The sequence below is a fragment of the Desulfovectis peckii genome (assembly GCF_055391705.1).
The window spans coordinates 1,292,665-1,316,585 of the sequence record NZ_AP042409.1 but is presented as its reverse complement, the minus strand read 5'-3'; the positions used below and the strand labels follow the sequence as shown (position 1 = coordinate 1,316,585).

At 43.2% G+C, this 23,921-nt stretch carries 25 protein-coding genes, 1 CRISPR repeat array and 1 riboswitch (1 of these 27 running past the window's edge); of the genes, 18 read left to right on the top strand and 7 right to left on the bottom strand.

What is annotated here, in order from left to right:
• The first annotated feature begins 56 nt into the window (after positions 1–56).
• Positions 57–395: a hypothetical protein gene (locus tag ACZ5NG_RS06535; protein ID WP_464251021.1), complete on the top strand. Its 339-nt coding sequence runs from the start codon at positions 57–59 to the stop codon at positions 393–395.
• 27 nt (positions 396–422) lie between these two features.
• On the opposite strand, the gene ACZ5NG_RS06530 is transcribed toward ACZ5NG_RS06535, so the two are convergent.
• On the bottom strand, positions 423–734 hold the full coding sequence (locus tag ACZ5NG_RS06530) for a YmaF family protein (RefSeq protein ID WP_464251020.1): 312 nt from the start codon (positions 732–734) through the stop codon (positions 423–425).
• Positions 735–812: 78 nt separating this feature from the next.
• Here ACZ5NG_RS06530 and cobT point away from each other — a divergent pair, with 78 nt between their 5' ends.
• The 3 genes from cobT (at position 813) to ACZ5NG_RS06515 (ending at position 3,845) form a co-directional block, all read left to right on the top strand.
• Entirely contained in the window at positions 813–1,850 is a 1,038-nt protein-coding gene (gene cobT, locus ACZ5NG_RS06525; protein ID WP_464251019.1) for a nicotinate-nucleotide--dimethylbenzimidazole phosphoribosyltransferase, read from the top strand.
• Positions 1,851–2,002: 152 nt separating this feature from the next.
• The gene (gene cobS, locus ACZ5NG_RS06520; RefSeq protein ID WP_464251018.1) at positions 2,003–2,743 is read left to right on the top strand and encodes an adenosylcobinamide-GDP ribazoletransferase; all 741 of its coding nucleotides are present in this window, start codon (positions 2,003–2,005) and stop codon (positions 2,741–2,743) included.
• Between the two features lie 28 nt (positions 2,744–2,771).
• Positions 2,772–3,845 carry a pyridoxal phosphate-dependent aminotransferase gene (locus ACZ5NG_RS06515; protein ID WP_464251017.1) on the top strand — a complete coding sequence of 358 codons (1,074 nt, stop codon included), beginning with the start codon at positions 2,772–2,774 and terminating at the stop codon, positions 3,843–3,845.
• 163 nt (positions 3,846–4,008) lie between these two features.
• Here the strand turns inward: ACZ5NG_RS06515 and ACZ5NG_RS06510 are convergent, their stop codons facing one another.
• The 5 genes from ACZ5NG_RS06510 to ACZ5NG_RS06490 all read right to left on the bottom strand — a co-directional run bounded on the left by ACZ5NG_RS06510 (position 4,009) and on the right by ACZ5NG_RS06490 (position 7,863).
• Positions 4,009–4,479, bottom strand: coding sequence for a DUF456 domain-containing protein (locus ACZ5NG_RS06510; RefSeq protein WP_464251016.1), 471 nt, complete (start codon positions 4,477–4,479; stop codon positions 4,009–4,011).
• A 33-nt stretch (positions 4,480–4,512) separates the two neighbouring features.
• Entirely contained in the window at positions 4,513–5,169 is a 657-nt protein-coding gene (locus ACZ5NG_RS06505; RefSeq protein WP_464251015.1) for an SdpI family protein, read from the bottom strand.
• The gene (locus tag ACZ5NG_RS06500; protein ID WP_464253116.1) at positions 5,159–5,383 is read right to left on the bottom strand and encodes an autorepressor SdpR family transcription factor; all 225 of its coding nucleotides are present in this window, start codon (positions 5,381–5,383) and stop codon (positions 5,159–5,161) included. Before ACZ5NG_RS06500 ends, ACZ5NG_RS06505 begins: the two co-directional genes overlap by 11 nt.
• Before the next feature lie 444 nt (positions 5,384–5,827).
• Positions 5,828–7,270, bottom strand: coding sequence for an IS1182 family transposase (locus ACZ5NG_RS06495; RefSeq protein ID WP_464251014.1), 1,443 nt, complete (start codon positions 7,268–7,270; stop codon positions 5,828–5,830).
• A gap of 89 nt (positions 7,271–7,359) precedes the next feature.
• A complete protein-coding gene (locus ACZ5NG_RS06490) occupies positions 7,360–7,863 on the bottom strand; it encodes a DsbA family oxidoreductase (RefSeq protein ID WP_464251013.1) in 504 nt (167 codons plus the stop codon).
• 247 nt (positions 7,864–8,110) lie between these two features.
• Here ACZ5NG_RS06490 and ACZ5NG_RS06485 point away from each other — a divergent pair, with 247 nt between their 5' ends.
• The 11 genes from ACZ5NG_RS06485 to ald all read left to right on the top strand — a co-directional run bounded on the left by ACZ5NG_RS06485 (position 8,111) and on the right by ald (position 19,466).
• Positions 8,111–8,926, top strand: a complete 816-nt coding sequence (locus ACZ5NG_RS06485) for a lipoate--protein ligase family protein (protein WP_464251012.1) — start codon at positions 8,111–8,113, stop codon at positions 8,924–8,926.
• A gap of 53 nt (positions 8,927–8,979) precedes the next feature.
• The gene (locus ACZ5NG_RS06480) at positions 8,980–10,380 is read left to right on the top strand and encodes a MurT ligase domain-containing protein (protein ID WP_464251011.1); all 1,401 of its coding nucleotides are present in this window, start codon (positions 8,980–8,982) and stop codon (positions 10,378–10,380) included.
• Entirely contained in the window at positions 10,352–11,080 is a 729-nt protein-coding gene (locus ACZ5NG_RS06475; protein WP_464251010.1) for a type 1 glutamine amidotransferase, read from the top strand. Before ACZ5NG_RS06480 ends, ACZ5NG_RS06475 begins: the two co-directional genes overlap by 29 nt.
• A 347-nt stretch (positions 11,081–11,427) precedes the next feature.
• Entirely contained in the window at positions 11,428–11,553 is a 126-nt protein-coding gene (locus ACZ5NG_RS06470; protein WP_464251009.1) for a hypothetical protein, read from the top strand.
• A gap of 147 nt (positions 11,554–11,700) precedes the next feature.
• On the top strand, positions 11,701–12,354 hold the full coding sequence (locus ACZ5NG_RS06465; protein ID WP_464251008.1) for a Crp/Fnr family transcriptional regulator: 654 nt from the start codon (positions 11,701–11,703) through the stop codon (positions 12,352–12,354).
• A gap of 247 nt (positions 12,355–12,601) precedes the next feature.
• A complete protein-coding gene (locus tag ACZ5NG_RS06460; protein WP_464251007.1) occupies positions 12,602–12,898 on the top strand; it encodes a hypothetical protein in 297 nt (98 codons plus the stop codon).
• Between the two features lie 60 nt (positions 12,899–12,958).
• A complete protein-coding gene (locus tag ACZ5NG_RS06455) occupies positions 12,959–14,824 on the top strand; it encodes an aryl-sulfate sulfotransferase (RefSeq protein ID WP_464251006.1) in 1,866 nt (621 codons plus the stop codon).
• A gap of 190 nt (positions 14,825–15,014) precedes the next feature.
• Complete coding sequence (locus ACZ5NG_RS06450; protein ID WP_464251005.1) at positions 15,015–15,926, top strand: NAD(P)/FAD-dependent oxidoreductase; 912 nt, start codon at positions 15,015–15,017, stop codon at positions 15,924–15,926.
• Between the two features lie 22 nt (positions 15,927–15,948).
• Positions 15,949–16,257 carry a thioredoxin family protein gene (locus ACZ5NG_RS06445; RefSeq protein WP_464251004.1) on the top strand — a complete coding sequence of 103 codons (309 nt, stop codon included), beginning with the start codon at positions 15,949–15,951 and terminating at the stop codon, positions 16,255–16,257.
• Between the two features lie 409 nt (positions 16,258–16,666).
• Positions 16,667–18,064, top strand: coding sequence for an amino acid permease (locus ACZ5NG_RS06440; protein ID WP_464251003.1), 1,398 nt, complete (start codon positions 16,667–16,669; stop codon positions 18,062–18,064).
• A gap of 262 nt (positions 18,065–18,326) precedes the next feature.
• Positions 18,327–19,466 carry an alanine dehydrogenase gene (ald, locus tag ACZ5NG_RS06435; protein ID WP_464251002.1) on the top strand — a complete coding sequence of 380 codons (1,140 nt, stop codon included), beginning with the start codon at positions 18,327–18,329 and terminating at the stop codon, positions 19,464–19,466.
• Positions 19,467–19,499: 33 nt separating this feature from the next.
• On the opposite strand, the gene ACZ5NG_RS06430 is transcribed toward ald, so the two are convergent.
• Positions 19,500–19,835 carry a YmaF family protein gene (locus ACZ5NG_RS06430; protein ID WP_464253115.1) on the bottom strand — a complete coding sequence of 112 codons (336 nt, stop codon included), beginning with the start codon at positions 19,833–19,835 and terminating at the stop codon, positions 19,500–19,502.
• 443 nt (positions 19,836–20,278) lie between these two features.
• A riboswitch (molybdenum cofactor riboswitch) is annotated at positions 20,279–20,393 on the top strand.
• A 138-nt stretch (positions 20,394–20,531) separates the two neighbouring features.
• On the opposite strand from ACZ5NG_RS06430, the gene modA reads away from it, so the two are divergent.
• Genes modA through ACZ5NG_RS06415 form a run of 3 tightly spaced genes read left to right on the top strand, consistent with a single transcriptional unit; the run spans position 20,532 to position 22,765 of the window.
• On the top strand, positions 20,532–21,353 hold the full coding sequence (gene modA, locus ACZ5NG_RS06425) for a molybdate ABC transporter substrate-binding protein (protein WP_464251001.1): 822 nt from the start codon (positions 20,532–20,534) through the stop codon (positions 21,351–21,353).
• A complete protein-coding gene (locus tag ACZ5NG_RS06420) occupies positions 21,334–22,101 on the top strand; it encodes an ABC transporter permease (protein WP_464251000.1) in 768 nt (255 codons plus the stop codon). Before modA ends, ACZ5NG_RS06420 begins: the two co-directional genes overlap by 20 nt.
• On the top strand, positions 22,094–22,765 hold the full coding sequence (locus ACZ5NG_RS06415; protein WP_464250999.1) for an ABC transporter ATP-binding protein: 672 nt from the start codon (positions 22,094–22,096) through the stop codon (positions 22,763–22,765). Before ACZ5NG_RS06420 ends, ACZ5NG_RS06415 begins: the two co-directional genes overlap by 8 nt.
• A 366-nt stretch (positions 22,766–23,131) precedes the next feature.
• A CRISPR array of direct repeats spans positions 23,132–23,921; the repeat unit is 30 nt; unit sequence GTTTGTAGCCTACCTATGAGGAATTGAAAC (it continues 2,575 nt past the right edge of the window).

The window sequence follows — 23,921 nt, the reverse complement described above, 5'->3', positions numbered from 1 at the left end:
TAAAGTAAGGTAAGGGGAAGTAGCTTAGCAGTATTTAATTAGGGAGTGAGCTAATTATGACAAATAGTAGGCAAAATAAAACTACCCCACAGGAATATTTGGCTTTACTGATAGATGTATATCGGGGGTTCAATACACCGGTGCCGAACATTGAGCCGGAAGTGGAGCAGAATTTGTTAAAAGACATGCTGTCTTCGGCCATTCGCTTTGCGGAAACAGATAAGGCCCGTCAAGTGCTGAGTGAAGAAATTTTTAACTGCATTCAAGGGAAGGGCGGTTTTCAGCAGCAGGTTAAACTGGCGCAGGAACAAAGCCCGGACATATTAAACGCCAAAATGACCGCTGCCGCTTATGTGATGCGCATATTAGATATGCCGGATAAAAAACTGCAGTAAAAGAGAAAAATGCGCCCGTAACGGCGCTTAGTAATAATACCGGTCATTAGGTGCGGGAGCGGTGTATCCGCTGATCAAATGAACGTGCGGCACCCGCCCGTTAGTGCTGGTAACTACAAAATAAGGATGGATGTGGTATCCATAACCGGCGGGAATTCCCGGTCCGGTTATTACTCTGTAAAAATGGGTGTGCCCTTGATCAAAAGTGGTCCGCCCTGCTAAAACATGGGTGTGGTAGTCTACACCGCCGTAGTTTCTGGATGAAGTGCCCCGAAAATAATGGACATGCCCAAAATCGAAACTGGTAATACCGTAATAAGAGTGAACGTGACCTCTCATCAGCCATCCCTCCCAATTTATGATAATATATGGAATTTTATTACAAATGGTTACAAATATTTGAAGGAGATTGATTACATGAAGCTACAAGAAGCAATTGCCAATATAAAACTGCCGGATGCCGAAGCCATGCAATCTGCCGCAGCGCGCATTGATAAACTAACCAAGCCTAAGGGCAGCCTGGGGGTTTTAGAAGATATTGCGGTGCGCTTGGCGGGCATTCAGCGGCGTGCCCACCCCGTTATCGGCGACAAAAGGGTAGTTGTATGTGTGGGCGATCATGGCATTGTGCAGGAAAAGATCAGTGCATTTTCTACAGACACCACCAAATTAATGGTGATAAACTTTCTAAAAGGTGGCGCGGGAATCAACGTTTTAAGCCGGACAGTAGGCGCAAATGTTGTGGTGGCTGATATCGGTATGGCGGCAGACTTTAGTCACCCGGGCTTAATTAACCTAAAGATAAAAAAGGGCACTGATAACTTTATATATGGACCTGCGATGTCGCGCGAAGAAGCGGTTGCCGCAGTGGAAGCGGGGATATTGCTGGCAGAAAAACAAATCAAAGAAGGAGCAACGCTATTGGCAGCGGGGGATATGGGCATTGGCAATACCACGGCTTGCAGTGCGGTTTTGGCTGCCTTAACCGGCGTTGATCCTAAGGAGATTACCGGCAGAGGCAGCGGCATTGATGAACGGGCACTGGCAAAAAAAATTGCCCTAATAACCAAGGCATTGACGGTGAACAAACCAAATGCCGCTGACGGGCTGGATGTGCTGGCTAAGGTAGGCGGCCTGGAAATTGGGGCCATGGCCGGTTTGTTTATCGGCGGGGCCGCTTTAGGTGTGCCGGTGGTAATTGACGGTTTTATTGCCGCAACGGCAGCACTGTTGGCTGATAAAATAGCTCCCCTGTGTCGGCACTATATGTTTGCTTCTCATTTGTCCGCAGAGCCGGGGCACCAAAAAATCATGGAAATATTAAAGCTCACACCTGTTTTACAGCTGAACATGCGCCTGGGTGAGGGAACAGGTGCGGTATTGGCTTTTCCGCTACTAGAGGCGGCAGCAAACATTTTAAATGAGATGGCTACCTTTGAAGAACTGACAAATTAGATTGTTACCCGTATTGCCTTATAGGCAGTACGGGTTTGATTTTTCAGTGCTTATTAACAGAATCGTTTAAAAATTTTTAAAAAACTTACTGGAAAAAAAGGAAATAGATGTAATTAAGTCGAATTATAAAAAGTCTTTGTGAGGTGTTACTTTTGCGAAGCTTGATAGCAGCGGTTAGCTTTCTTACCGTGCTGCCCATTGGCAGAAATATGTACTTTAGCGAGCAGGAAATGGGGCGCTCGCAAGTTTGGTTTCCTTTGGTGGGGCTTATTTTAGGCGGGATTTGCGCCGCTGCCTGTTATTTGCTTTATTATGTTGGGTTTGAATTTGCTGCCGATGCAACTGCTGTTATGCTGCTTGTTTTGCTTACCGGAGGCCTGCATTTAGACGGACTAATGGATACCGCCGACGGACTGGGCTGCAACAAAGATAGGGAACAAAAACTTGCGGTGATGAAGGACGGCCGGGTAGGAGCAATGGGGGTATTGGCCGCGCTAGTTGTTTTGCTGCTGAAGGCTGCTTACTTGTATGAAATTTCCCCGCCGGAAAAATATTTCTGGTTAATGTTAGCTCCTGCGGTATCCCGGGCCTGCATGCTTTATGCAATTAATAATTACCCTTATGCCAGAAAAAGGGGTACCGGGGCCACTTTTGCCAATCATACCGGCAAATATTACCTGCCGGTAGCATTTTTGATTATCTGTGCCCTGACCTTATTTGTTTATCCTTACGGATTAATAGCCGTTGGGATGACATTTATGTTTGCTGTGCTGACTGCGAAATATATTACCCAAAAGCTTGGCGGATTGACAGGAGATTGTTACGGGGCGATAACTGAATTGACAGAAACAGCAGTGTTTATGCTCGGTGCTTTATTGTGCAAGTGTTTGTGATAAATTGAGCAAGTGGGGGAGTTTGCCGTTGTATAAGTTACTTGAGCCTAATAATAATGTGGTACATAAAAAAAATAATTACCATCCGGAAAGTTTTATAGATTTCAGCACCGTAATTAATTCCTTGGGGCCTTCACCAATGGCTTTGGATGCCCTGCGGCGCGGGGTTAGCTTAATACGCCACTATCCGGATCCGGATTCCCGGGAATTAAAGATGGCTTTTTCGCGATTTTTAAACACACCCGTTGAAAACATTTTGCTGGGGAACGGTGAAACTGAAATTATCCATAGTTTAATTAAGGCCCTGTCTCCGAAAAGATTGCTGTTGCCGATACCGCTGATGGAGCAGCGGGGTGAACTGCCGGCGGATATTCCCGTAGAATATCTTATTCTTAACCGCGGCAATACCTTTTCCTTTCCGGTAAAATCACTGCAAAACACCCTTCAACCCGGAGATTTAATTTTAATCAGTAATCCCAACAACCCAACCGGGATGCTGATCCCGCGAAAAAGAATGGAGAAAATAGCCGAAGAAGTAAGAAGAAAGGGAGCGGTGCTGGTTGTTGATGAAGCATACATGGACTTTGTAGAAGAGAACGAAACCTTACTTCCGGAATGCATAGAAAACCCCGCGTTGATCGTCATTGGCTCACTGACAAAGTTTTTTGCCATGCCGGGTTTGCAATTAGGTTACTTGGCGGCAGATAAAAGCATAGTGAAAAAGGTTGCGCAAGTTATGCTGCCATGGCGGATAAATATAATGGCTCAGCTGGCCGGAAAGGCATCGCTGGAAGATACCTCGTACATCATGACTACACTGAAATTTACCAAGCGGGAACGGGACTTTTTAATTTATGGGTTAAGGCAGATTCGGGGTTTAAAGGTATATCCCTCCAGCGCTAATTTTATCTTAGTAAATTGTAAAAATACCGGCAAAACCGCTTATGAACTGAGCGAGCAGTTAAGAATGAGGGGGATATTAATTCAGGTGGCGGAATGTTTACCGGTGCTGGATCAATATTATTTTCGCATCTCCGTTCGCCAACGGAATGATAACTTAACCTTATTAAAAAAGCTTAGAGAGGTATTATGTAATTTGTAGAGTATAAGGGCGTTGTTTCTTTGGCAACGCTCTTTGAATTTGCCGGCTAACCGTTTGCTCTCCGGAAATGGCCTGGCTGTCCAAACAACCTAGCATACACGAAAACGGGCAAGGGTGAAACCCTGCCCGTTCTGACGAAAGGCAATATTATCAATAATAAAAATCACAACACAACCAATAAAAACCAGGTAATCATACCGATTTCAAAAATCAGCTTAACTAATGTGCCGCCGGCAAAGCCAAGCAGCGTGCCTGCCCCTACTTTAACCGCCTGTGCAAATGGGCGTTTGTTGATTAGTTCGCCTACTACCGCGCCAATAAAAGGGCCGATCAATATTCCGAAAGGCCCCATGGTGAACAAGCCCAAAACAACGCCGACAACACTTCCCCAAACGGCGGCTTTCGAACCGCCGTATTTCTTTGCCCCTACGGCGGCAGCCAGATGATCCACGACAAAAACCAATAGCAACAGTATTGCCTGCCCGACCCAAAAAAGGGTGTTAAAAAGCTGAAACCCGTTAAACAAGCCGTAAACAACCATCCCCAGCACAATCAGCGGGGCGCCGGGCAGTAAAGGCAGCACTGTACCGGCCAAACCAATGAACATAATTATCAGGGCAACAACCAAACCCAACCAATCCAGAACAATCACCTCGTACCGGGGGTTTTACTTTTCAGACGTTGTATTTTTATAGGCAAAATAAGAATAAATTATGCTGATAATCATTGGGACAAATATTCCGCTAAAAAGAATAATCATGCCAATTATCGGCGGGGCGAAAACACCTAACAGGGCGATTAACCCGCCAATTACCATGGCCTTGCCGGCAAAACGATGAGTTTTGTTCCATACCGTTTCGCTGGCTAAAGTCCAGGGAACTCTAATGCCGGTAAAATAATTAAATCTAATTTTGCCCATGAAATTACCTATAATGATAAATAACATCGGTACCGCCAGACGCATAATTAAGTCAACATTTATGTTATAACCTTTGCCGGCTAAAATGGTTATTAGAGAAACACCGGCCATTAAAATCACTATCGACATTTTAATTACTTCATAACTGGTGCCAAATTTTTGATAATTTTCGCGCTTAGGGTCGATTTTGGGAAGGAAAGTCATCAATAAATAAATGGCTAACGGCAAAAGCGGCAGGATAAATGCAGCCACTGCCTTGTGGGAATAACCGTCTACTTCGCCCTTAAAATTCCAATGGGTGGGCACCTGTTCCGGCAGTGAGGGATAGAAAGAAGCGCATATTCCCCAGAAAAGAAGCAAAACAACTACGATCATCCAATTTAATTTTGTTCCGTTATTTTTCATTTTTGCTTTCCCCTTTATCCAGTAAATTAGCAATCCATCCCATTACCTCATCAAGCACTGATGTGTTTAACGAATAATAAATATACTGCCCTTTGCGCTCATCTAACACTAAACCGGCGTTTTTTAAAATATTAAGATGATGCGAAATGCTGGGTTTAGAAATGTCGAATTTAGCGGCAATCTCGCCGGCAGTTAAATCGCCTTCGCGCAGCATTTTCAGGATTTCCCTGCGGGTTGCATCGGATAAGGCAGAAAAAGTTTTACTGTTCACGGCCAATCACCTTTAGATATTTAGAAAATTATCTAATTATCTTTAGTTTACAAAATCAATAATGTACAGTCAAGTAAAAGGTGTTTTGTCACCTAAATAAGCCGCCTCAAGGTTTGGCCGGCGAAAAAGGCCGGGCGGGGAAGTACGCCTGGCCAACGGTTAAATGCGGTGTTAGCGGGGAAGGGTGTTTATCAGAAGATCCTGTGCAACAGGAAACTAACTGTTCCTGTTGCGGAAAACGGAAAAGGCGGTTACCGATAAAAGCGGCGAAACAGAGAACCGTCAGACTGTGTGAATAACGAGCATGTTTTTGCTTATAAATTCACACTGCCGTTCATTATTCCCGAATTTTGGTAATTAAAATGAAACCAAAGGAGGTAACCTCCTCTATGCTTCCTGTAACCTCCTTACAAATTCCTTAACACCCAGGATATTTATTGCTCTTTTCAAATTGTAGGCAAGAAAAGCTAGACCTGACTCTGTTTTTACAGATTCCAGGCCGCGCGTAATAAAGTGACCAAAACCCCAGATACCCTTGATAGTACCAAAGGGATGTTCAACTATCATTTGCCTTTTTAAATATAGTTCTTTGTTCTCACGTGTTCGTTGGTCTACTTTATCAAGAAGGTCTTGGTCAATATGTCGGGTTATCGTTCTTCCACGTACTGATTTAGTACAGCGGTCCTTAAGTTTGCAAGCTTGGCAAGCATTGTAGTTTCGATAATTTCGCCCGATTGTTTTCCCTTTAGATTTACGATAACCGGCAGGGAGCAAAGTTTGCCCGGCAGGGCATATGTAATAATCATGTTCCTTATCATAAGTAAATTTGTCTGCATAGAAATCTGTATCTTCCGTTGCATTGGAGAATTTTTGCTTAGCCACGTAGGTTTTTAATCCGGCTTTTTCACATTCCTTTAATTCTGCTGCAGAATAATATCCTTTATCGGCCAGAATATGTAGTTCCCTTTTATTTAGTATTTCTTGAGCCCGTTTAGCCATTTGGCTTAACTGTCCATGATCCGTGGGATTGTTTATGACATCGTAATCTACTATCATGGAGTGCTTTCCATCAACGGCAGTTTGAACATTGTAGCAGATGTTTGTACCGTTGTTATTGACTGACATTTGTCTGGCGTCTGGGTCAACTGTAGATATTTCTGTAACATCAGTTTGTTCAATAGTCTGCAGTTTCTTTTCATAATCTTCTTTGCGCTCTTTGAGTTCTCTTATACGCTGGGCAATTTCTTCAGCGGTAGGTTTGTGGGTATCTTCTTCACACCGGTCCCCTTTGTCCAGCTCATTTAGGTAGTCGTTTATCTTTTGATCTATGTGTTTGAGCAGTCTATTTAGTTTCTTTTTATTGTAATTATTTTTTTTGGAATTGCTTGCTCTGAATTTGGAACCATCGATAGCTACTACGTTTTGGCCGAATAATTCCCATTCTCTGCAGAGAAGGTTGAACTGCTTAAAGACTTTTTGAAGAGCTTTCTTGTTATCTTTTCTAAAGTCAGCTATGGTTTTAAAATCGGGCTTAAGATTGGAGAGCAGCCAGATTACTTCCAGATTTCTATGGGCTTCAGCTTCTAACTTGCGTGAAGAGCGAATACCATTTAGATAACCATAAAGGTAAAGTTTGAGCAGATCCCGCGGGTCATAAGGGGGTCTACCGATTGAATGGGTTTGGGCGTGTGTGAAGCCTAACTCTATCATATCAAGGCTTTCTACAAAAGCCTCTATTACTCGTACCGGATTATCGTTACTTATATATTCATCAATACTATTGGAAAACAATGTAAGTTGGTTGCGATCTTCTCCCTTTATATATGCCATAATGGCACCTCCCTTTATTTATCATTCTACCAGAAGGTGCCATGGTTTTGTGGATTTTATGAGGTTTTCACACAGTCTGCCGTCCCCTGTTATAAAAAGGCTTCTATGGCGGCGGTAAAAGTTTGGTACGGCTTAATGCCGACAAATTTTTTCTGCTCATTGATAATAAAGGTGGGCAGGCCGGCAATTTGGTATTTTTGCCCTTTTTCCCGGGCTGCGGCAAGGCGCGGGGTGTATACTTGTTCTTTTAAACATTTTTCCAGTGCCGCAATATCCAAACCGGCTTTTTTGGCGGCATCCAAAACGGTTTGCATTTGGCCCAGATCCTGCCCGTGAACAAAATAAGCTTCAAACAAAAGCTTATGCAGCTCATTGTATTTACCCTGATCCCGGGCAAACTCACTGGCCTCCAGCGCCAGGCGGGTGTTAGAGATCAATTCCATTTTTGCAAATTTAATGCCGTAGGGGGCCCCGGCCTCGTTTAAACCGGCAATCATTTTAGGCACATCTAAATCGGGATATGCGTCTGCCAGCTTAATGCCTTCCGGTGGCGTTTCGGGATGCAGCTCATAACCAACCCATTCAATTTCCAAGGGATACTGTGCTGACAGTTTTTCGACAATACCTTTGCCGATATAGCAAAATGGTCAGGCATAGTCGGAAAAAACTTTCATTTTTACTTTATGCATCAAAAAATCCTCCTAAGTGAAAATATTTAATTCAAAAGTTTTCCTTACTGCTTTGTTTATGGAACAATATTGGATATAATTTACCTGTTATTAATTATACATTAAAGGTTTAAATACCTTTTCTTATATCTGCGAAGGTTAGGTGGTTATTATGCAAAATAAATGGCGCTTTATTGAAACCGAACCCCTTGATGCCTTTGCCAATATGGCGGTTGACGAGGCAATACTACACAGTGTTGCCGCCGGCAAATCACCGCCGACCATACGCTTTTATCGCTGGCAGCCGCCGGCTATTTCTATTGGCTATTTTCAAAAGTTGCAAAAGCAAATAAATGAAGCAGCCTGTAAAAAACACGGGGTGGATGTGGTGCGCCGCCTCACCGGCGGGCGGGCTGTGCTGCATCAGCATGAGCTGACATACAGCGTAATTGCCCCGGAAACCCACCCCAAAGTTGCCGGCACAATACTGCAATCTTATTTAACGATCAGCAAAGGGCTGTTGGCCGGTCTGGCAAATTTAGGTGTAAAAGCGCAAATGGTTGAAGGAGGGGTGGAAAGCCGGCATGAAACGGCTGCCTGTTTTGATGCCCCGTCCTGGTACGAGCTGGTGGTCAACAACAAGAAACTGGTGGGCAGTGCGCAAACCCGCAAAATGGGGGTACTGCTGCAGCATGGTTCCGTGCCGGTGGAAACCGACAGTCAGTTGCTGTTTGCCCTGCTAAACTTCTCCGGCGATAAAGTGCGTGCCGCGGCCTGCGAACGCTTTAGCCAAAAAGCAACCTGCCTGGCGGAAGCAATGGGGCGTAAGCCCTTTTTTCATGAAATTACTGCCGCCTTTCGCGCCGGTTTTGCTAAAGGGCTAGAGATTGAGCTTGTTGACGGTGAATTGAGCGAAGCGGAAAAAGAAATGGCCATGCAGCTGGCTAAAGAGAAGTATGCAACAAGGGAGTGGAATTACAAACGGTAGTTTAATTTAATAATGGACAAACTTAAGCTAACAGGTTACAGGAGGAAACGGCTTTGAGATTAGCTCTTATTATTGCGGTAATCTGCGGTAAAATAGCAGCCTTTTTAAGCAAAATTACCGGTGGCAGAGGTTCATCACTGCCCGGGCTTGTCGCTAGGCGCATTTATCCCCATACATTGCGCGACCTATCCGCCCAGGCCAAAAAGGGAATTATCATGGTTACCGGCACTAACGGCAAGACCACTACCAACAACATGATTGCTAAAGTGTTGCAAGCCGCCGGTTACAAAGTTAACTATAACGAAGAAGGGGCCAATTTAATTAACGGCGTGACGGCCAGTTTCGTGCGGGCGGCCAATTTTCTTGGACGCCTGGATTTTGATTACGCTTCATTAGAAGTAGACGAGGCAACTTTTCCGAAAGTCGTGCGCGAGGTGCAGCCGCAGATGGTGGTTGTTACCAACTTTTTTCGGGATCAACTGGATCGGTTTGGTGAGCTGGATAAAACGGTCAATGTAGTTAAAGATACCTTAAAAAACTTAAACAATGTTACCCTGGTTTTAAATGCCGACGATCCGCTGGTAGCCCAGTTGGGCTGGGTCACCGGGCACAGCGCAATTTATTACGGTGTTTCCCGCCAAAACGGTAATAAAGTTGCGGTGGCTCAAACCCGCGACGCCCGTTTTTGCCCCTGTTGCGGCAGTGAGCTGGCATACAATTATTACCATTACAGCCAACTGGGTGACTACAGCTGCCCGCAGTGCGGTTTTAAACGCCCCAAAGCCCAGGTTGAGCTTGCCGACGCCGCTGTTTTAAACGGCGGCTATCGGGCTGAAGTAAGTCATGATGCGGGGTGCTCGGTGATGACACTGCACACCGCCGGTTTTTACAACCTCTACAATGCCTTGGCTGCCTTTGCCGTCGGCCGGCACTTAAGTATTAGTGATGCTGACATTCTTAAGGGGATTGAAATGTATCGGCCGGCTGTCGGGCGCATGGAGCGCTTCCGCTATCAACAGAAGGCAATCTTTTTAAATTTAGTAAAAAACCCTACCGGCTACAGCGAGGGCTTGGCCACGCTGCTGGCTCTTCCCGGCAGCAAAGATATTTTAATGGCTTTAAACGACAATGCCGCCGACGGTCGGGATATTTCTTGGTTATGGGATGTAGATTTTGAAGTGTTAACCTCTCACCTTGATGAATTGCAAACTTTTACCTGTTCGGGCACCAGGGCGGATGAGATGGCGCTGCGATTAAAGTATGCCGGTGTTCCGGTAGAAAAAATCGCGGTAAATTACAATTTGGAAGAAGCGGTGCACACAGTGCTTAACCGGGGTGGGGAAACTGCCTATCTGTTTACCACCTATACCGCACTTTGGCCGGTACAGAAACTTCTCTGCAGCCTGGCGGAAAAGGAGGATGCCCATGCTCAAAGTGTGTCATCTGTATCCTGATTTATTAAACCTGTACGGTGACAGGGGCAACGTCATTGCCTTTATCCAACGCTGCCGCTGGCGTGATATTCCGGTGGAATTAGTGGAAGTAAACTTAGGGGACCAAGTGGATTTTTCTGAGATGGATTTTTTGTTTCTGGGCGGCGGTTCAGATCGGGCGCAAAACATTATCGCTGCCGATTTAGCCGCCCGCAGGGATATGCTTAAAGAAGCCATTGAAGCGGGTTTGGTCACCTTGGCAATTTGCGGCGGCTACCAGCTGCTGGGCAAGTATTATCGCACCCTTGAAGGGGAAGAAATCCCCGGCTTGGGCATTTTAGACTATTATACTTTAGCCGGAGAAAACCGCCTGACCGGCGACTGTGCGGTAGAAGTAAACTTAGACGGGCAGTTAATTAAAATAACGGGTTTTGAAAATCATGCCGGCAAAACCTATTTAGGGGATATCGAACCCTTGGGAAAAGTGCTGGCCGGGCACGGCAATAACGGCACTGACGGAACGGAAGGGGCACGGTATAAAAACACCTTTTGCTCCTACCTGCACGGGCCGCTGCTGCCGAAAAACACCGCCGTTACCGATTACCTGATTAAACTGGCGTTAAACCGCCGGGGCATGGATATTGAACTGGCTCCGCTGGACGACTCATTTGAACGGCGGGCGAACAATGTTATGTTAAAACGCCTGGGGCATGGCAGATAATTTTTTCTGCCTGCCGTAAAGAGATTTGACCTATAGGCCCATTTAATTAGCCTGTTTACCGACCCCATATCATCCTGACCGACCGACTACTTTCCAACTGACCAACTGTTTGCTGTCCGCTGACCAACCGTCTGCTTTTTACTAAGAGGCTGAAGTTACCGCCAATCTTTAGTTTGTAGTAACTTTAGCCTTCTTCATTTTGACCGCCCCTCTAGTTATATTGTCTTACCCCAAAACATAAACAAATTAATATGAAAAATTTTTCACAAACCTATTGCCAAAAGATAGTTTTTGTGTTACCATGTGTGTAAAGAATATTGTATACAATATATCTGGGGGTGGCGCTGATGAGGTATCTACTTACTTGGGTGGAAGGAAACGACGTGTTTTACCGTTTTGTTAACTCGGAAAGTGAAATCGATAGAATATTGTATGAAGGAAGGAATTTGATAATAACCCCGCTGGATGATTAAAAATAAATACCCCGCCGAAAAACCCTGCTGCAGCTAAAGTAACAAATGCAGCAGTTTTTTTGTTTAATTTTCATAGCTGACTTTTGCAATGGCTTTCGATATAGTATATTTGTTAAGCGATAATTTTGGTATTTAAGGAGAGACGCCATGCAGGAGTTACTTAAACAACCCGGTGTTGTGCAATGTAATTTTAAAAAAGGTGATTACCTCATCCGCCAGGGGGAAGAAATTAAATACCTATATTATTTGCAAACCGGCAGCTGTTATCGGACAACCCTTAGCGAAAAAGGGGTCGAGCTTATTTTTTCAGTTAAAAAATCATCCCCCAACTTTATTCAGTCTTTGGTTGGGGTATTGGTGTTATACACAGACGGTGTCAGTATGAGTAACTTTATCGCCAAAAGTGATTGTAAGTGTTATCGGATTCCTACCCAAATATTTCTGCAATATGTAAATAACAATCCGGAAACTTTAAAAGAATTGTTAACCATGGCGATGAAAGAGCTGCGCGAACTGGCTAAGTCTTTTCTGGCCCGACAGGAGGGAAAAGTGGCCAACCGCTTGTGCGCACAGCTGCTAAACAATGCCCGCCTAACCGGCGGCAAATTGGTTGTCAGCAAAGAATACAGTAAAAATGCGGTACTGGCCCGCTTTTTAGGCATACATAAAGTTACCGTTGCCAAAATTATCAGAGTGTTAAAAGAGCAGGGGGTTATTACCAAAGAAGGACAAAACATAATCATCCTCGATGAAAAACGTTTAACCGCCTATGCTAATGCTGAAGAAATAATTGAATACTAGAGTGCTAGATAATTAGGGGCTGTTGCTTAATAAACCTTTAACCCTTGGGCAACAGCCCCTTTTTTGTTTCTTAATCTAAAATTAAAAAAATTCAAGAACGGTAGCATAGGTTATTAGTTTGCGAAATTCAACTTTGCTATTATGTGCATGAAGGAACTAGTACATAGTTTTAAACCCTCAAGTACCGGCAAAATCATGACAAACAGCATTTAACAAGCCGGTTGATTGTAAAAGGAGGTAGTTTTAAGTGAATAAAACCATTAGCGCAAATGTCCCTGCAAGCATCCCGTCAAAAAACATACTGTACTACTTTCACTGCCTGGTTGGCATTGCCCTAATGTTCGGTTTTGGCATGCTGCACCCCTTTGGCGGCATTACCCAGCTGGGTATGCAGGTGCTAGGCGTTTTTCTAGGCCTGATTTACATGTGGTCGTTTGTGTGGGTAGAACCTGCCGACATCATCAAATACGGGCTTACAATTATTCTCACTACCTTTACCATCTTCCTATTTGTAGGTCTGCCGCTGTCAAGGTTGATATTTTAGCCTTGACGCGGTTACTAAAATAAATGCCCAAAATTATAAATCATAAAGGAGGAAGTAGATATGTCAGTACTGTTTAAGGAGTTTAAGCACATTATCGATCAACAGTATGAGGCAGAACAAGCGTTTTTGGCCGAGTACCAACAAGGGGAGTATAGCTTCGAAAACCCATATGTGAAATTAAACCCCTACTTAATTGCTCCGCTCACTGCCTTGGTAATGTTTAAAACCGCGGAACCGACGAGCGTAAGCATTACCGTGAAAGGCAAAGAAAAAGCCGGAGACATCAGCTTTGACTTTCCGGAAGCCACTGAACACGTTATTCCGGTTTACGGCCTCTATGCCGATTATGCCAACCAAGTAGAGTTAAAATTGGCCAACGGTAAAAGCAAGGTGATAACCATTCAAACCGAACCGGCACCGGAGGACGTAAAACCCGTTACCAAGATCACCACTACACCGGAGTATTTCCAAGACAACATTATGTTCCTCAGCCCCACCTCAAAGGCCATGACAGCCGGTTATGACTACCGAGGCGACGTTCGCTGGTATGGCACACTGAACTTTGCCTTTGATATTAAAAGAGTGAGAAACGGTCGGCTGTTAATCGGCACTCACCGCCTGCTGATGCCGCCGTATCATACAACCGGTATTTACGAAATGGGCATGATTGGCAAAATCTACAAAGAATACCGCATACCCGGCGGCTACCACCACGACCAATTTGAAATGCCGGACGGCAATCTGCTAATCTGCACTCAAGATCCGAAGCGCGGTACTGTAGAAGACATGCTGGTTTTGGTGGATCGCAAAACCGGTGAAATTCTCAAAACTTGGGATTACCAAAAAATACTGCCGACAGATGTGGGCGGTTCCGGCAGCCAGGACGAACATGACTGGTTCCACAACAACGCTGTGTGGTACGATGAAAAAACTCACACCTTGACGTTATCCGGCCGTCACCAAGATGCCATCATCAATATTGACTACGATACCGGAAAACTAAACTGGATTATCGGTGACCCGGAAGGCTGGCCGCAGGAAATGGTAGACAAGTACTTCTTTAAACTGGTGGGCGACGGCGACTTTGACTGGCAGTATGAACAGCATGCCTGTGTCGTTCTGCCCGACGGCGACATTATGGCCTTTGACAACGGCCACTGGCGGGCAAAAGTTAAAGAAAAATACGTACCGGCCAAAGATAATTTCTCACGCGGCGTAAGATACAGAATTGATACCGACAAAATGGAAATTGAACAAGTGTGGCAGTACGGCAAGGAGAGGGGGGCGGAATTCTTCTCTACCTATATTTGCAACGTAGAATACTACGATGAAGGCCACTACCTGGTGCACTCCGGCGGTATCGGCACATTTGAGGGCGAACCTTGCAACATACCACCGGTACAATACCGCGGCGAAGACGAGAAAAAATTAGAGTTGCGTTCGGTAACAGTTGAGCTGAAAGATGACGAAGTAGTGTACGAAATGGAACTGCCGGCAAACTACTACCGGGCGGAAAAATTAAAACTGTACTGCAAAGAAGATGTATTGACATTTGGCAAAGGTGAACTTTTGGGCAGCCTAGGCGTAACCGAAGAATTCACCACCATTCCGGAATTAGAAAATGGCGGCGAAGTGCCCGACAAATACGAAGTAAAACTGGGCTTAGAAACAGACCGCTTGGTGTTTAAAGGAAAATTTGAAAAAGGCCAATTAGTCATGGTTTTACTGGAAGGGGACACCACTCACGCCTACTTTGTACCCACCACCAAGCGCCCGTTCTTGGCCATGTGCGTAGGCACCTTCTTAGATAACGACGAACGGTCGGTAGAATTCCCGATCAGCAAAGAAGACATCCCCGGCGAATACAAAGTATCGGTAATTATTGATGACTATAAATACGATACCGGGGTAACCGTTAAATTTTAATTAACCATTTAACTAAAAAAGGGTGCAGTGGGACCACTGCATCCTTTTTGAATAAACATAAAATTTATGTGTTCTTTTTAACTAGATTTTTATTACGGTAGTATAGGTTATAACAGCTGCATTTAACACAGTGATATATTTTAAGTGTGGGCAAGTTGACTTTTGCTGATATTTACTTGGGGGGATTAAAATGGCATACGATGTGGCAATTATTGGCGCGGGCCCGGCGGGTATGACGGCATCTATTTATGCTGCCAGAGCCAACCTTAACGTGTTGCTGCTAGATAAACTGGCTCCCGGCGGGCAAATAGTAAACACCTTTGAAATACAAAACTACACCGGCATGGGCACCGTTAACGGCGCCGAGCTGGCGATCAAAATGTATGAACATACGCAGGAACTGGGCGTGACCTTTGATTACGGCACCGTAACCGAGATTCAATGTGAAGGGGATATAAAGAAGATCATTTGCGAAGAAGGTCATACCTTTGAGGCAAAGGCAGTAATTATTGCTACCGGTACCAAGCCCAGAATGTTGGGCATCCCGAAAGAAGCGGACTTTGCCGGCACCAGCATTAGCTGGTGTGCGATATGTGACGGGGCCCAGTATCGGGACAAAAAGGTAATTGTCATTGGCGGCGGCAACTCGGCGGTAGAAGAAGCCATTTACTTAGCCGGTTTGGCCAAAGAAGTAATTGTGGTCACACTGTTTAACCTGACAGCTGATCCGTCTGCCTGTGAAAAATTAAGAGCACTGCCCAACGTAAAAATATACGAGTACTACGAAAACATTGAGTTTTTAGGTGATGATAAATTTGAAGGTTTAAGAGTAAAATCCACCAAAACCGGCGAAGAACTTGTTTTAGAGGCCGACGGTGCTTTTGAATACATTGGCTTAAAACCGACTTCCGAGCCCTTTAAAAATTTAGGCATTGTTAACGAACAGGGCTATATTGAAACCGATAAATATATGGCGACCAAAGTACCGGGCATTTACGCCGCCGGAGATATCATCGACAAACACTTAAGGCAAGTGATAACCGCTTGCAGTGACGGGGCCATTGCCGCCCAATCTGTGGCCAAATACGTGGAAATTTTTTAAAATAATGAGGGGAGAGATCAACATGCCGGCCACCATCAGAGAAATTAGCCAAAAGGAATTAGATGAAGCCATTAAAGAAGGTAAAGTATTGGTAGAATTCTATTCCAAAAGCTGCGGACCGTGTAAAATGCTTAGCTTTGTACTGAAAGACGTAGCCAAAGAGGTTGAAGGGGTAGAAATACTGACTTTAGACTTTGACGAAAACAAAAAAGCGGTAGAAAAATATAAGGTATCCGGTTACCCCACCATGATTGTTTTCAACAACGGTGAAGAAGTAACCCGGTTAAAAGGACTGCAACAAAAACCAAAAATAGTCGAAATGCTGAAGTAGTTAATAACAACCTGGAGTTCCCATGCCGAACTCGGGTTGTTATTTTTTTATACCGGTATATGTCTAAAATCCGGTTATTTAAATTTTAACTAGGAAATTGTGTAGCTTATTTTTAAATTACTCCAAAAAAGGGCTATTTTACCGAATAAGGCTAAAATTTAAGGCAATACATGGAAAATCAAAGCAATTTGAAGAAAATTCATAAAAAAACTTAATTATTTAACGCATATAATGAAATTATTTTGTCTCAGAGTTAATTTTGGGGGCTTGTCAAATGTAATGAAAATTACAAATTTCTAATTTTTATATTATAATTAATTTGTCTAAATTATAGAAAAATTGTTAAACAAAACATGAAAACAATTTTTCTAAGATGAAACAATTTTCTAACTAACTGGGGAGGTACAATATGGCAAGCAACAATGAAAGTTTGCGGCGAGGGTTGGAAGAACGACATATTCAATTAATTGCCATTGGCGGTGCAATCGGTGTAGGTTTGTTTTTAGGTTCGGCAAAAGCAATTCAAACTGCCGGACCGTCGATAGTGTTTTCTTATTTAATTGCCGGAATAGCTATTTTTCTGGTAATGCGGGCATTAGGTGAAATGGCTGTATCCAATCCGGTATCAGGTTCCTTTACTACTTATGCGTATAATTACTTAGGCCCGCTGGCGGGTTATGTAACCGGTTGGACATATTGGTTTATGTGGGTTGTAACCTGTATGGCTGAGATAACCGCAGCCGGTATCTATATGACATTTTGGTTCCCGGATACGCCGCAGTGGATGTGGGCATTACTGACTTTGGTGGTTATGACAACTGTCAACCTGATTAACGTGAAAGCTTTTGGTGAATTTGAGTTTTGGTTTGCTATGATTAAGGTAATAACCATTATAGCCATGATTTTGTTAGGCTTGGGAATAATTATTTTTGGTATTGGCAACAATGGTGTGCCTACCGGGATATCTAACCTTTGGTCCCATGAAGGTTTCTTCCCGAACGGAATTGGCGGTACTGTAAAGGCATTGGTAATGGTAGCCTTTGCATACTTAGGGGTAGAATTAATTGGTGTTACTGCCGGTGAAGCTAAAAACCCGGAAAAAGTAATTCCATCAGCAATTAATAAAGTTCCGGTGCGGATATTGATATTTTATGTTGGTGCATTGTTAGTAATGATGTCAATTTTCCCTTGGAACGAAGTAGGCACTCAAGGCAGCCCCTTTGTACTTACCTTTTCTAAAATCGGTATTAAATCAGCAGCCGGTATTATTAACTTTGTTGTGCTTACTGCAGCACTGTCTTCATGCAACAGCGGTATTTTCAGTAACGGACGGATGCTGTTTAACCTGGCTTTACAAGGTAAAGCACCGAAGTACATTGCTAAAACCAGCAGAAATTCGGTGCCGTATGTGGGCATAATTATTTCTTCGGCGCTGCTTTTAATTGGTGTGTTACTGAACTACGTTATGCCGGCTGAGGTTTTTGTATATGTAACCAGTGTAGCTACAATCGGGGCGATATATATTTGGTCGATAATATTAGTAGCGCAACTTAAATATCGCCAATCTCTTTCGGCTAAAGAAGCGGCAAAATTAACTTACAAAATGCCATTGTATCCGCTATCTAACTATTTAGCATTAGGCTTTATGGGTTTGGTGCTTGTAATGATGGCCTTTGACGAAGCTACCAAAATTGCATTAATTGTCGGTCCAATATGGTTTGCATTGATTGTCGGCAGCTACTATGCATTTGGATTTAATAAAGAAGATCAAAAAAGTAATGTAGCAGCACCTGAAAGCAATATTTAAAAAAAATAAAAAATATTTTATTAATAACAAAAAAGCTGAAGCATCACGAGCTGAAGTGAGTGTGCTTCAGCTTTTTTAGTCGGTCGTAGTTAGTGGACCGAAAACCGTCTCTAAATTTAATGCGCTAAAAAAAATTATCCAATCAATTTAATAAATTATACTGCGCCGGCTAATAATAAAAACGTGTTGGTACAATTATGAACCCGGCTACTTTTGACGGCTAGCTGCATGTTAAAAATAAATTAAAAGGAGTGTTTAAAAAATGATTATTGGTGTGCCTAAGGAAATAAAGGCCAATGAAAACCGGGTAGCTATTACTCCGGCCGGTGTTGATGCAATGGTTAAAGCCGGCCACCAAGTGGTTATCGAAACAAATGCCGGTGTGGGCAGTGGATTTTCTAACGAAGAATTTACTGCTGCCGGGGCAAAAATTTTAAACAGTGCGGCGGAAGTATATGAAGCAGCCGATATGATTATGAAGGTAAAAGAACCGCTGAAAGAGGAATATGATTTATTTAAAGAAGGTCAGGTGCTGTTTACATATCTACACCTTGCCCCTGAACCGGAATTAACCCAGGCATTGCTGAAAAAGCGGGTTGTTGGCATTGCTTACGAAACCGTTCAGCTGCCCGACGGGTCTCTGCCGCTGTTGTCGCCGATGAGTGAAGTGGCCGGCAGAATGTCTGTACAAATCGGTGCTTTCTTACTGCAAAAGCATTATGGCGGTGCGGGGGTTCTTTTAGCCGGTGTGCCCGGTGTACCTCCCGCTAAAGTTACCATTGTCGGTGGCGGTATAGTTGGCACCAATGCTATGAAAATGGCAGTAGGTTTAGGTGCAGAAGTTACCATTTTAGATATTAATATCAATCGCTTGCGCTATTTAGATGATGTTTTTGGCTCACGTATCAAAACTTTAGCCTCGAATAGTTATAATATTGCTCAAGCCGTTAAAGAAGCCGACTTATTAATTGGAGCAGTGTTGATCCCCGGGGCTCGGGCACCTAAACTGGTTACCGAAGAAATGGTTAAGACTATGAAACCGGGCTCTGTGATTGTAGATGTTGCTATTGACCAGGGAGGTTCAGTTGAAACTGTTGACCGAGTAACCACCCATACTAATCCTACTTTTACTAAATATGACGTCGTACATTACAGCGTGGCCAACATTCCGGGAGCGGTAGCCAGAACATCTACTTTTGCCCTGACCAATGTTACTATACCCTATGCTTTAAAACTGGCCAACATGGGCTACAAAGCGGCAATAGAACAGGATCTGGCCTTAGCCAAAGGGGTAAATACAATTGAAGGAAGAGTAACCTACAAGGCAGTTGCCGAAGCCTTAGGCTTAGAGTACACCCCGTTAAATGAAGTTACTGCGGTACCGGAAGGATTTAAAGGTTAAAAAAGGCAGCCTAAACAGGCTGCCTTTAATGTTTTAACCGCTTGTTATTAATTTGAAAGGCCTGCGTACTGTTAATAAAACAAAAAACCCCGAGAGAGCAACGGGAAAATACGCCTTTCGGCAGTCAAAGCTATGGCAGCTTTTGGAAAAAATTGAGGGAGGTGCTGTACGATGCAATTCACAGAGATTTTTGGCTGACATTTTACATGTTGTCCTTATTTCATGATAATGGCTATTCCGATACGGTATTGCCGGTCCCGTAACACCGGGGTACATATGACAGTGACCGTCGTTGCAGCTGGTAGTGCAGATATGGTCATGTACATGACGGGTTCGGTTATTGTTGTCATTATCCCTCCATAATTTGATTTTGTATACTTTATGAAGGGTGTTAAAAAGAGTTCATAAAATTTTAAACCGGCCTCTTTTTTATTGCCATTTTTGTTGCCGCTTTAACGTGAAAGCAGCCCCTTTATTTCAAACTAATTGTTATAATTAGTTAGTAAATTATGTAGCTCTATTTATGACCTGCCAAAAACACCGTCCCCATGGCAGGGAACTAGGTTGTTTTCGCCCTTTGAATAATTGCACATCCTTGTACTATCCAAATGAATGTTCTTAAGTTTCTTCATTGCAGGTATTTATAACTAATTGTTCCTTAGCAAATTAAAACAACATTTATATTAAATTAGTATTATTGCATTGCAACAATTAGTAAATATAACACATTATTAAGTTGTAAATAAAATAGTAAAATTGCCACGAATAAGGGCAGGAAATTATATATTAAAATCGAATTAGGAATAAACAATTGAAAAATATTACTCCGAGCCTGCTCGCCCTGGTATTTAGGGAGGTCAGGCCGATAGGGTATATTTGGTAACGAATATGCCTCCCAATGCGGAAAGGAGTTATTTAACCAATAGCTTTACCTAAAGCTATTGGTTTTAGATCCTTATGTCCGCATTTTATGCGGACATTTTTTTTAGGGTGGGCGTGTTTGGAGTGGAAAGGAGGTTAACTTTTAATAACTGTTCTTAAAAAGAAAATAGGGGGGTTAAGTTTATGAAAAAATTTGTATCTATATTAATGGCCTTATTATTAGTTTGTACATTGGTGGCTTGTGGTAGTTCGCAAGAAGCGGCGGAGCTTCCGGCAGAAGAAGGTCAAGAATCAAATGGTAATGATTTGCGGCAGTTTGAAGGCCAGGAGCTAAATCTGTTTGTGGCAGCCGGTATGAAGAAACCTATGGATGAAACTATCGCGGCTTTCCAAGAAGCAAGCGGAGCAAAAGTAAATGTAAACTATGGCCCTTCCGGCGGCTTATATACGCAAATTATACAGAATCAACCTTGTGACCTGTTTTATTCCGCCGACTGGTGCTACATCGAAATGGTGGAGGAAGAAGGTAAGTTAGAAAAAGGCAGTAAATTTTTAAGCGATAATTTAGTGTTGGTAGTATCTGCAAGCGGCAAAGAGAAAGTACAATGCATGGAAGATTTAACTAAGCCAGATGTTAGCATGGTTGTTGCCGATCGGCAGGCGCCAATTGGAGTTTATACTGACAATGCCTTACGTGAATTAGGCCTGATGAATAGATTAGGTGACAACATTAAAGCTTATCCCAACACAGTTAACCAGGTAGCAATTATGGTTAAAGAAGACCAAGTAGACGCCGGTATTATATATAGCAGTGTTGCTAATGGAAACAATTTAGAGCCGGTAGAAACAATTGACGAAAAATACTCCGGTAAGATTATTTTCGGTGCAGCCGTTATTAAAGGCGGGAAAACTGAATTGGCCGAAGCCTTTATGAATTTTGCCCAAGAAAATGTATCCAATTTTGAAAAATACGGGTGGAGGGCTTATGAACAAGACGCTAATTAACGCCGTATTTCTGCCCTTATTTTTTCTGCTGATTGTATTTCCGGTAATAGCCCTGGTAATAAACCTTGACATGCAGGGTATTCAGAAAACATTGGCAGACAGCTATTTTTGGAACAGTGTAAGGAACACCATTATCGCAGCAGCGCTATCTTCAGCCCTTGCTGTTGTAGTTGCCATTGGCTTTGCCTATTATTACCTGTTTCATCGGGATTCGTTAATTTACCGCATTGCAAATCTATTTAACGATTTACCCATTGCACTGCCCCATACTGTAGCAGGCTTAGCCTTGTTGCTGGCATTTGGCAGAAAAACTTTGGGTTTTATCGGTGAAACCGGAGCAGCCTTTACTTTGTTTGCGGTAATTTTAGCAATGTTTTTTGTATCTTACTCCCTGGCCGCGCGCACTTTGGTATCGGGTGTGGATCGGATGGACAGAGAGGTTATTGATGTCGCCCGTACGCTGGGAGACAACACTGCTCAAGCATATTTTCGTGTAGTTTTACCGATGATGGGCGAAGCACTTTTTTCCGGATATATTTTAGGATTCTCCCGGGCGATTAGTGAATTTGCCGCAGTTATTATGTTCGGAGGCAACTTGCCCGGTTCTACCCAGGTACTGGCATCCTATGTTTTCACCAAGGTAGAGGTAGGGGAACTGGATATGGCAGTAACTGCAGCCGTTTTCTGTGTTTTACTCTCGCTGTTAATTTTATCAGTTTTAAGTATTAGGAGGGTAAAACATGCTTAAACTGGAAGGTATTAAAAAGAGTTACGGTAAAGAACAGATATTGGCTGGCGTATCTTTGCAAGTAGGCTCTGAAATTAAGGCCCTTATCGGCCTTAACGGAAGCGGCAAATCTACCTTGCTGAAAATAATAGCCGGAATAGTGCCATTAGATGAAGGAAAGATATGGATAGATGATGACGATGTTACAATGCTGCCACCGGAAAAACGTAACATTGGTTATGTTCCCCAGCACCCGGCATTATTTAAACACCTTACGGTAGAAGACAACATCCGTTATTGCATGCGTAACGGCAGAGGTACGGAAGAGAGCTTTCGAGAGGTAGTAAAACTATTAGATTTGCAAAGTGTTTTGTCAAAGAAGCCGGCAGAACTCAGTGGCGGTTACCAAAGCAGATGCAGTTTAGCCAGGGCCCTTGTTCCTAAACCCAGAATTATTCTAATGGATGAGCCTCTAAATGGGGTAGATGCAGCACTGAAAGAAAAAATGCTTCCGGAATTTAAGGAAGCTTTAAAAGCTTCCGGGGTGCCGGTACTATTTGTCACCCATGATGCCGCCGAAGCAGAATTGTTGGCAGAAAGTTTTGCAGTGATCGTTGCCGGGCGGGTAAATTCCTTGGTTAACTCTTCGGAAGCATTTAAATTAATGAGAAAGCAAGAAAATTAAAAAGTTTTAACAGTAACGGCACGGGTTTAATCCGTGCCGTTACATCTGTAAAGCCCATTCCGCTGACCATCTGACAACTTACTTTACAACTATACCGATGTTTCCGCATTGGCCGGTGCCTGCAGTTCTGCAAGTTCGTTGATGTTGTTGGTGACTGTTTCTGCTACAAAAATTTTCCGTCGACCTGCAATAATGCAAAAACCCCTGGAGATCGACGGAAAAAAATAGCGCCTACCTGTAGAAAAATTGGCAAAATAATGCTATTATCCTATGTAGAGTACCATTTTATATGGGGAATATGAGTGATTTTTATTGAAAAAACATCCTTACAAAGAAAAATACCACCTAAAAAACCCCGGAAAATGGGTTTGTAGCCTACCTATGAGGAATTGAAACAACTTCGGTTGCGGTTCTGGTTCTTTTTGGATAAACAGTTTGTAGCCTACCTATGAGGAATTGAAACGTTTACGGCCAAAATACCAAAATGCCGGTGTTCTATGGTTTGTAGCCTACCTATGAGGAATTGAAACATTGTATCAGATACAGTCAAAAAAGCAGACAAAATAAGTTTGTAGCCTACCTATGAGGAATTGAAACGACATAAAAACCAGAAGCTGGAAACATATCTCAAAAGGTTTGTAGCCTACCTATGAGGAATTGAAACTAGTAAAAGCGTCTTTTTGTAATTTTTCAATAACACGTTTGTAGCCTACCTATGAGGAATTGAAACATGCCAGATTCAGCGCCTTTTCCTTTGTTTCGTCCAGTTTGTAGCCTACCTATGAGGAATTGAAACACACCTTCTAACCGTTGATATTCCTGAAATTTTATCAGTTTGTAGCCTACCTATGAGGAATTGAAACTTCGTTCCGCTGCTCCGCTCACTTTTGATGAGGCGAGTTTGTAGCCTACCTATGAGGAATTGAAACACGATTACTGCTGCTATTTCACCATTTTCAACTATTGGTTTGTAGCCTACCTATGAGGAATTGAAACTTTAGCTAAACGAGTATTCGCCAAAGGCCGGAGAAGTTAGTTTGTAGCCTACCTATGAGGAATTGAAACTCGTCATTGGTTGAGATATCTAGAAAACCCTGCTGGGTTTGTAGCCTACCTATGAGGAATTGAAACCGGTCACAAAGAACCGCTGTATGAA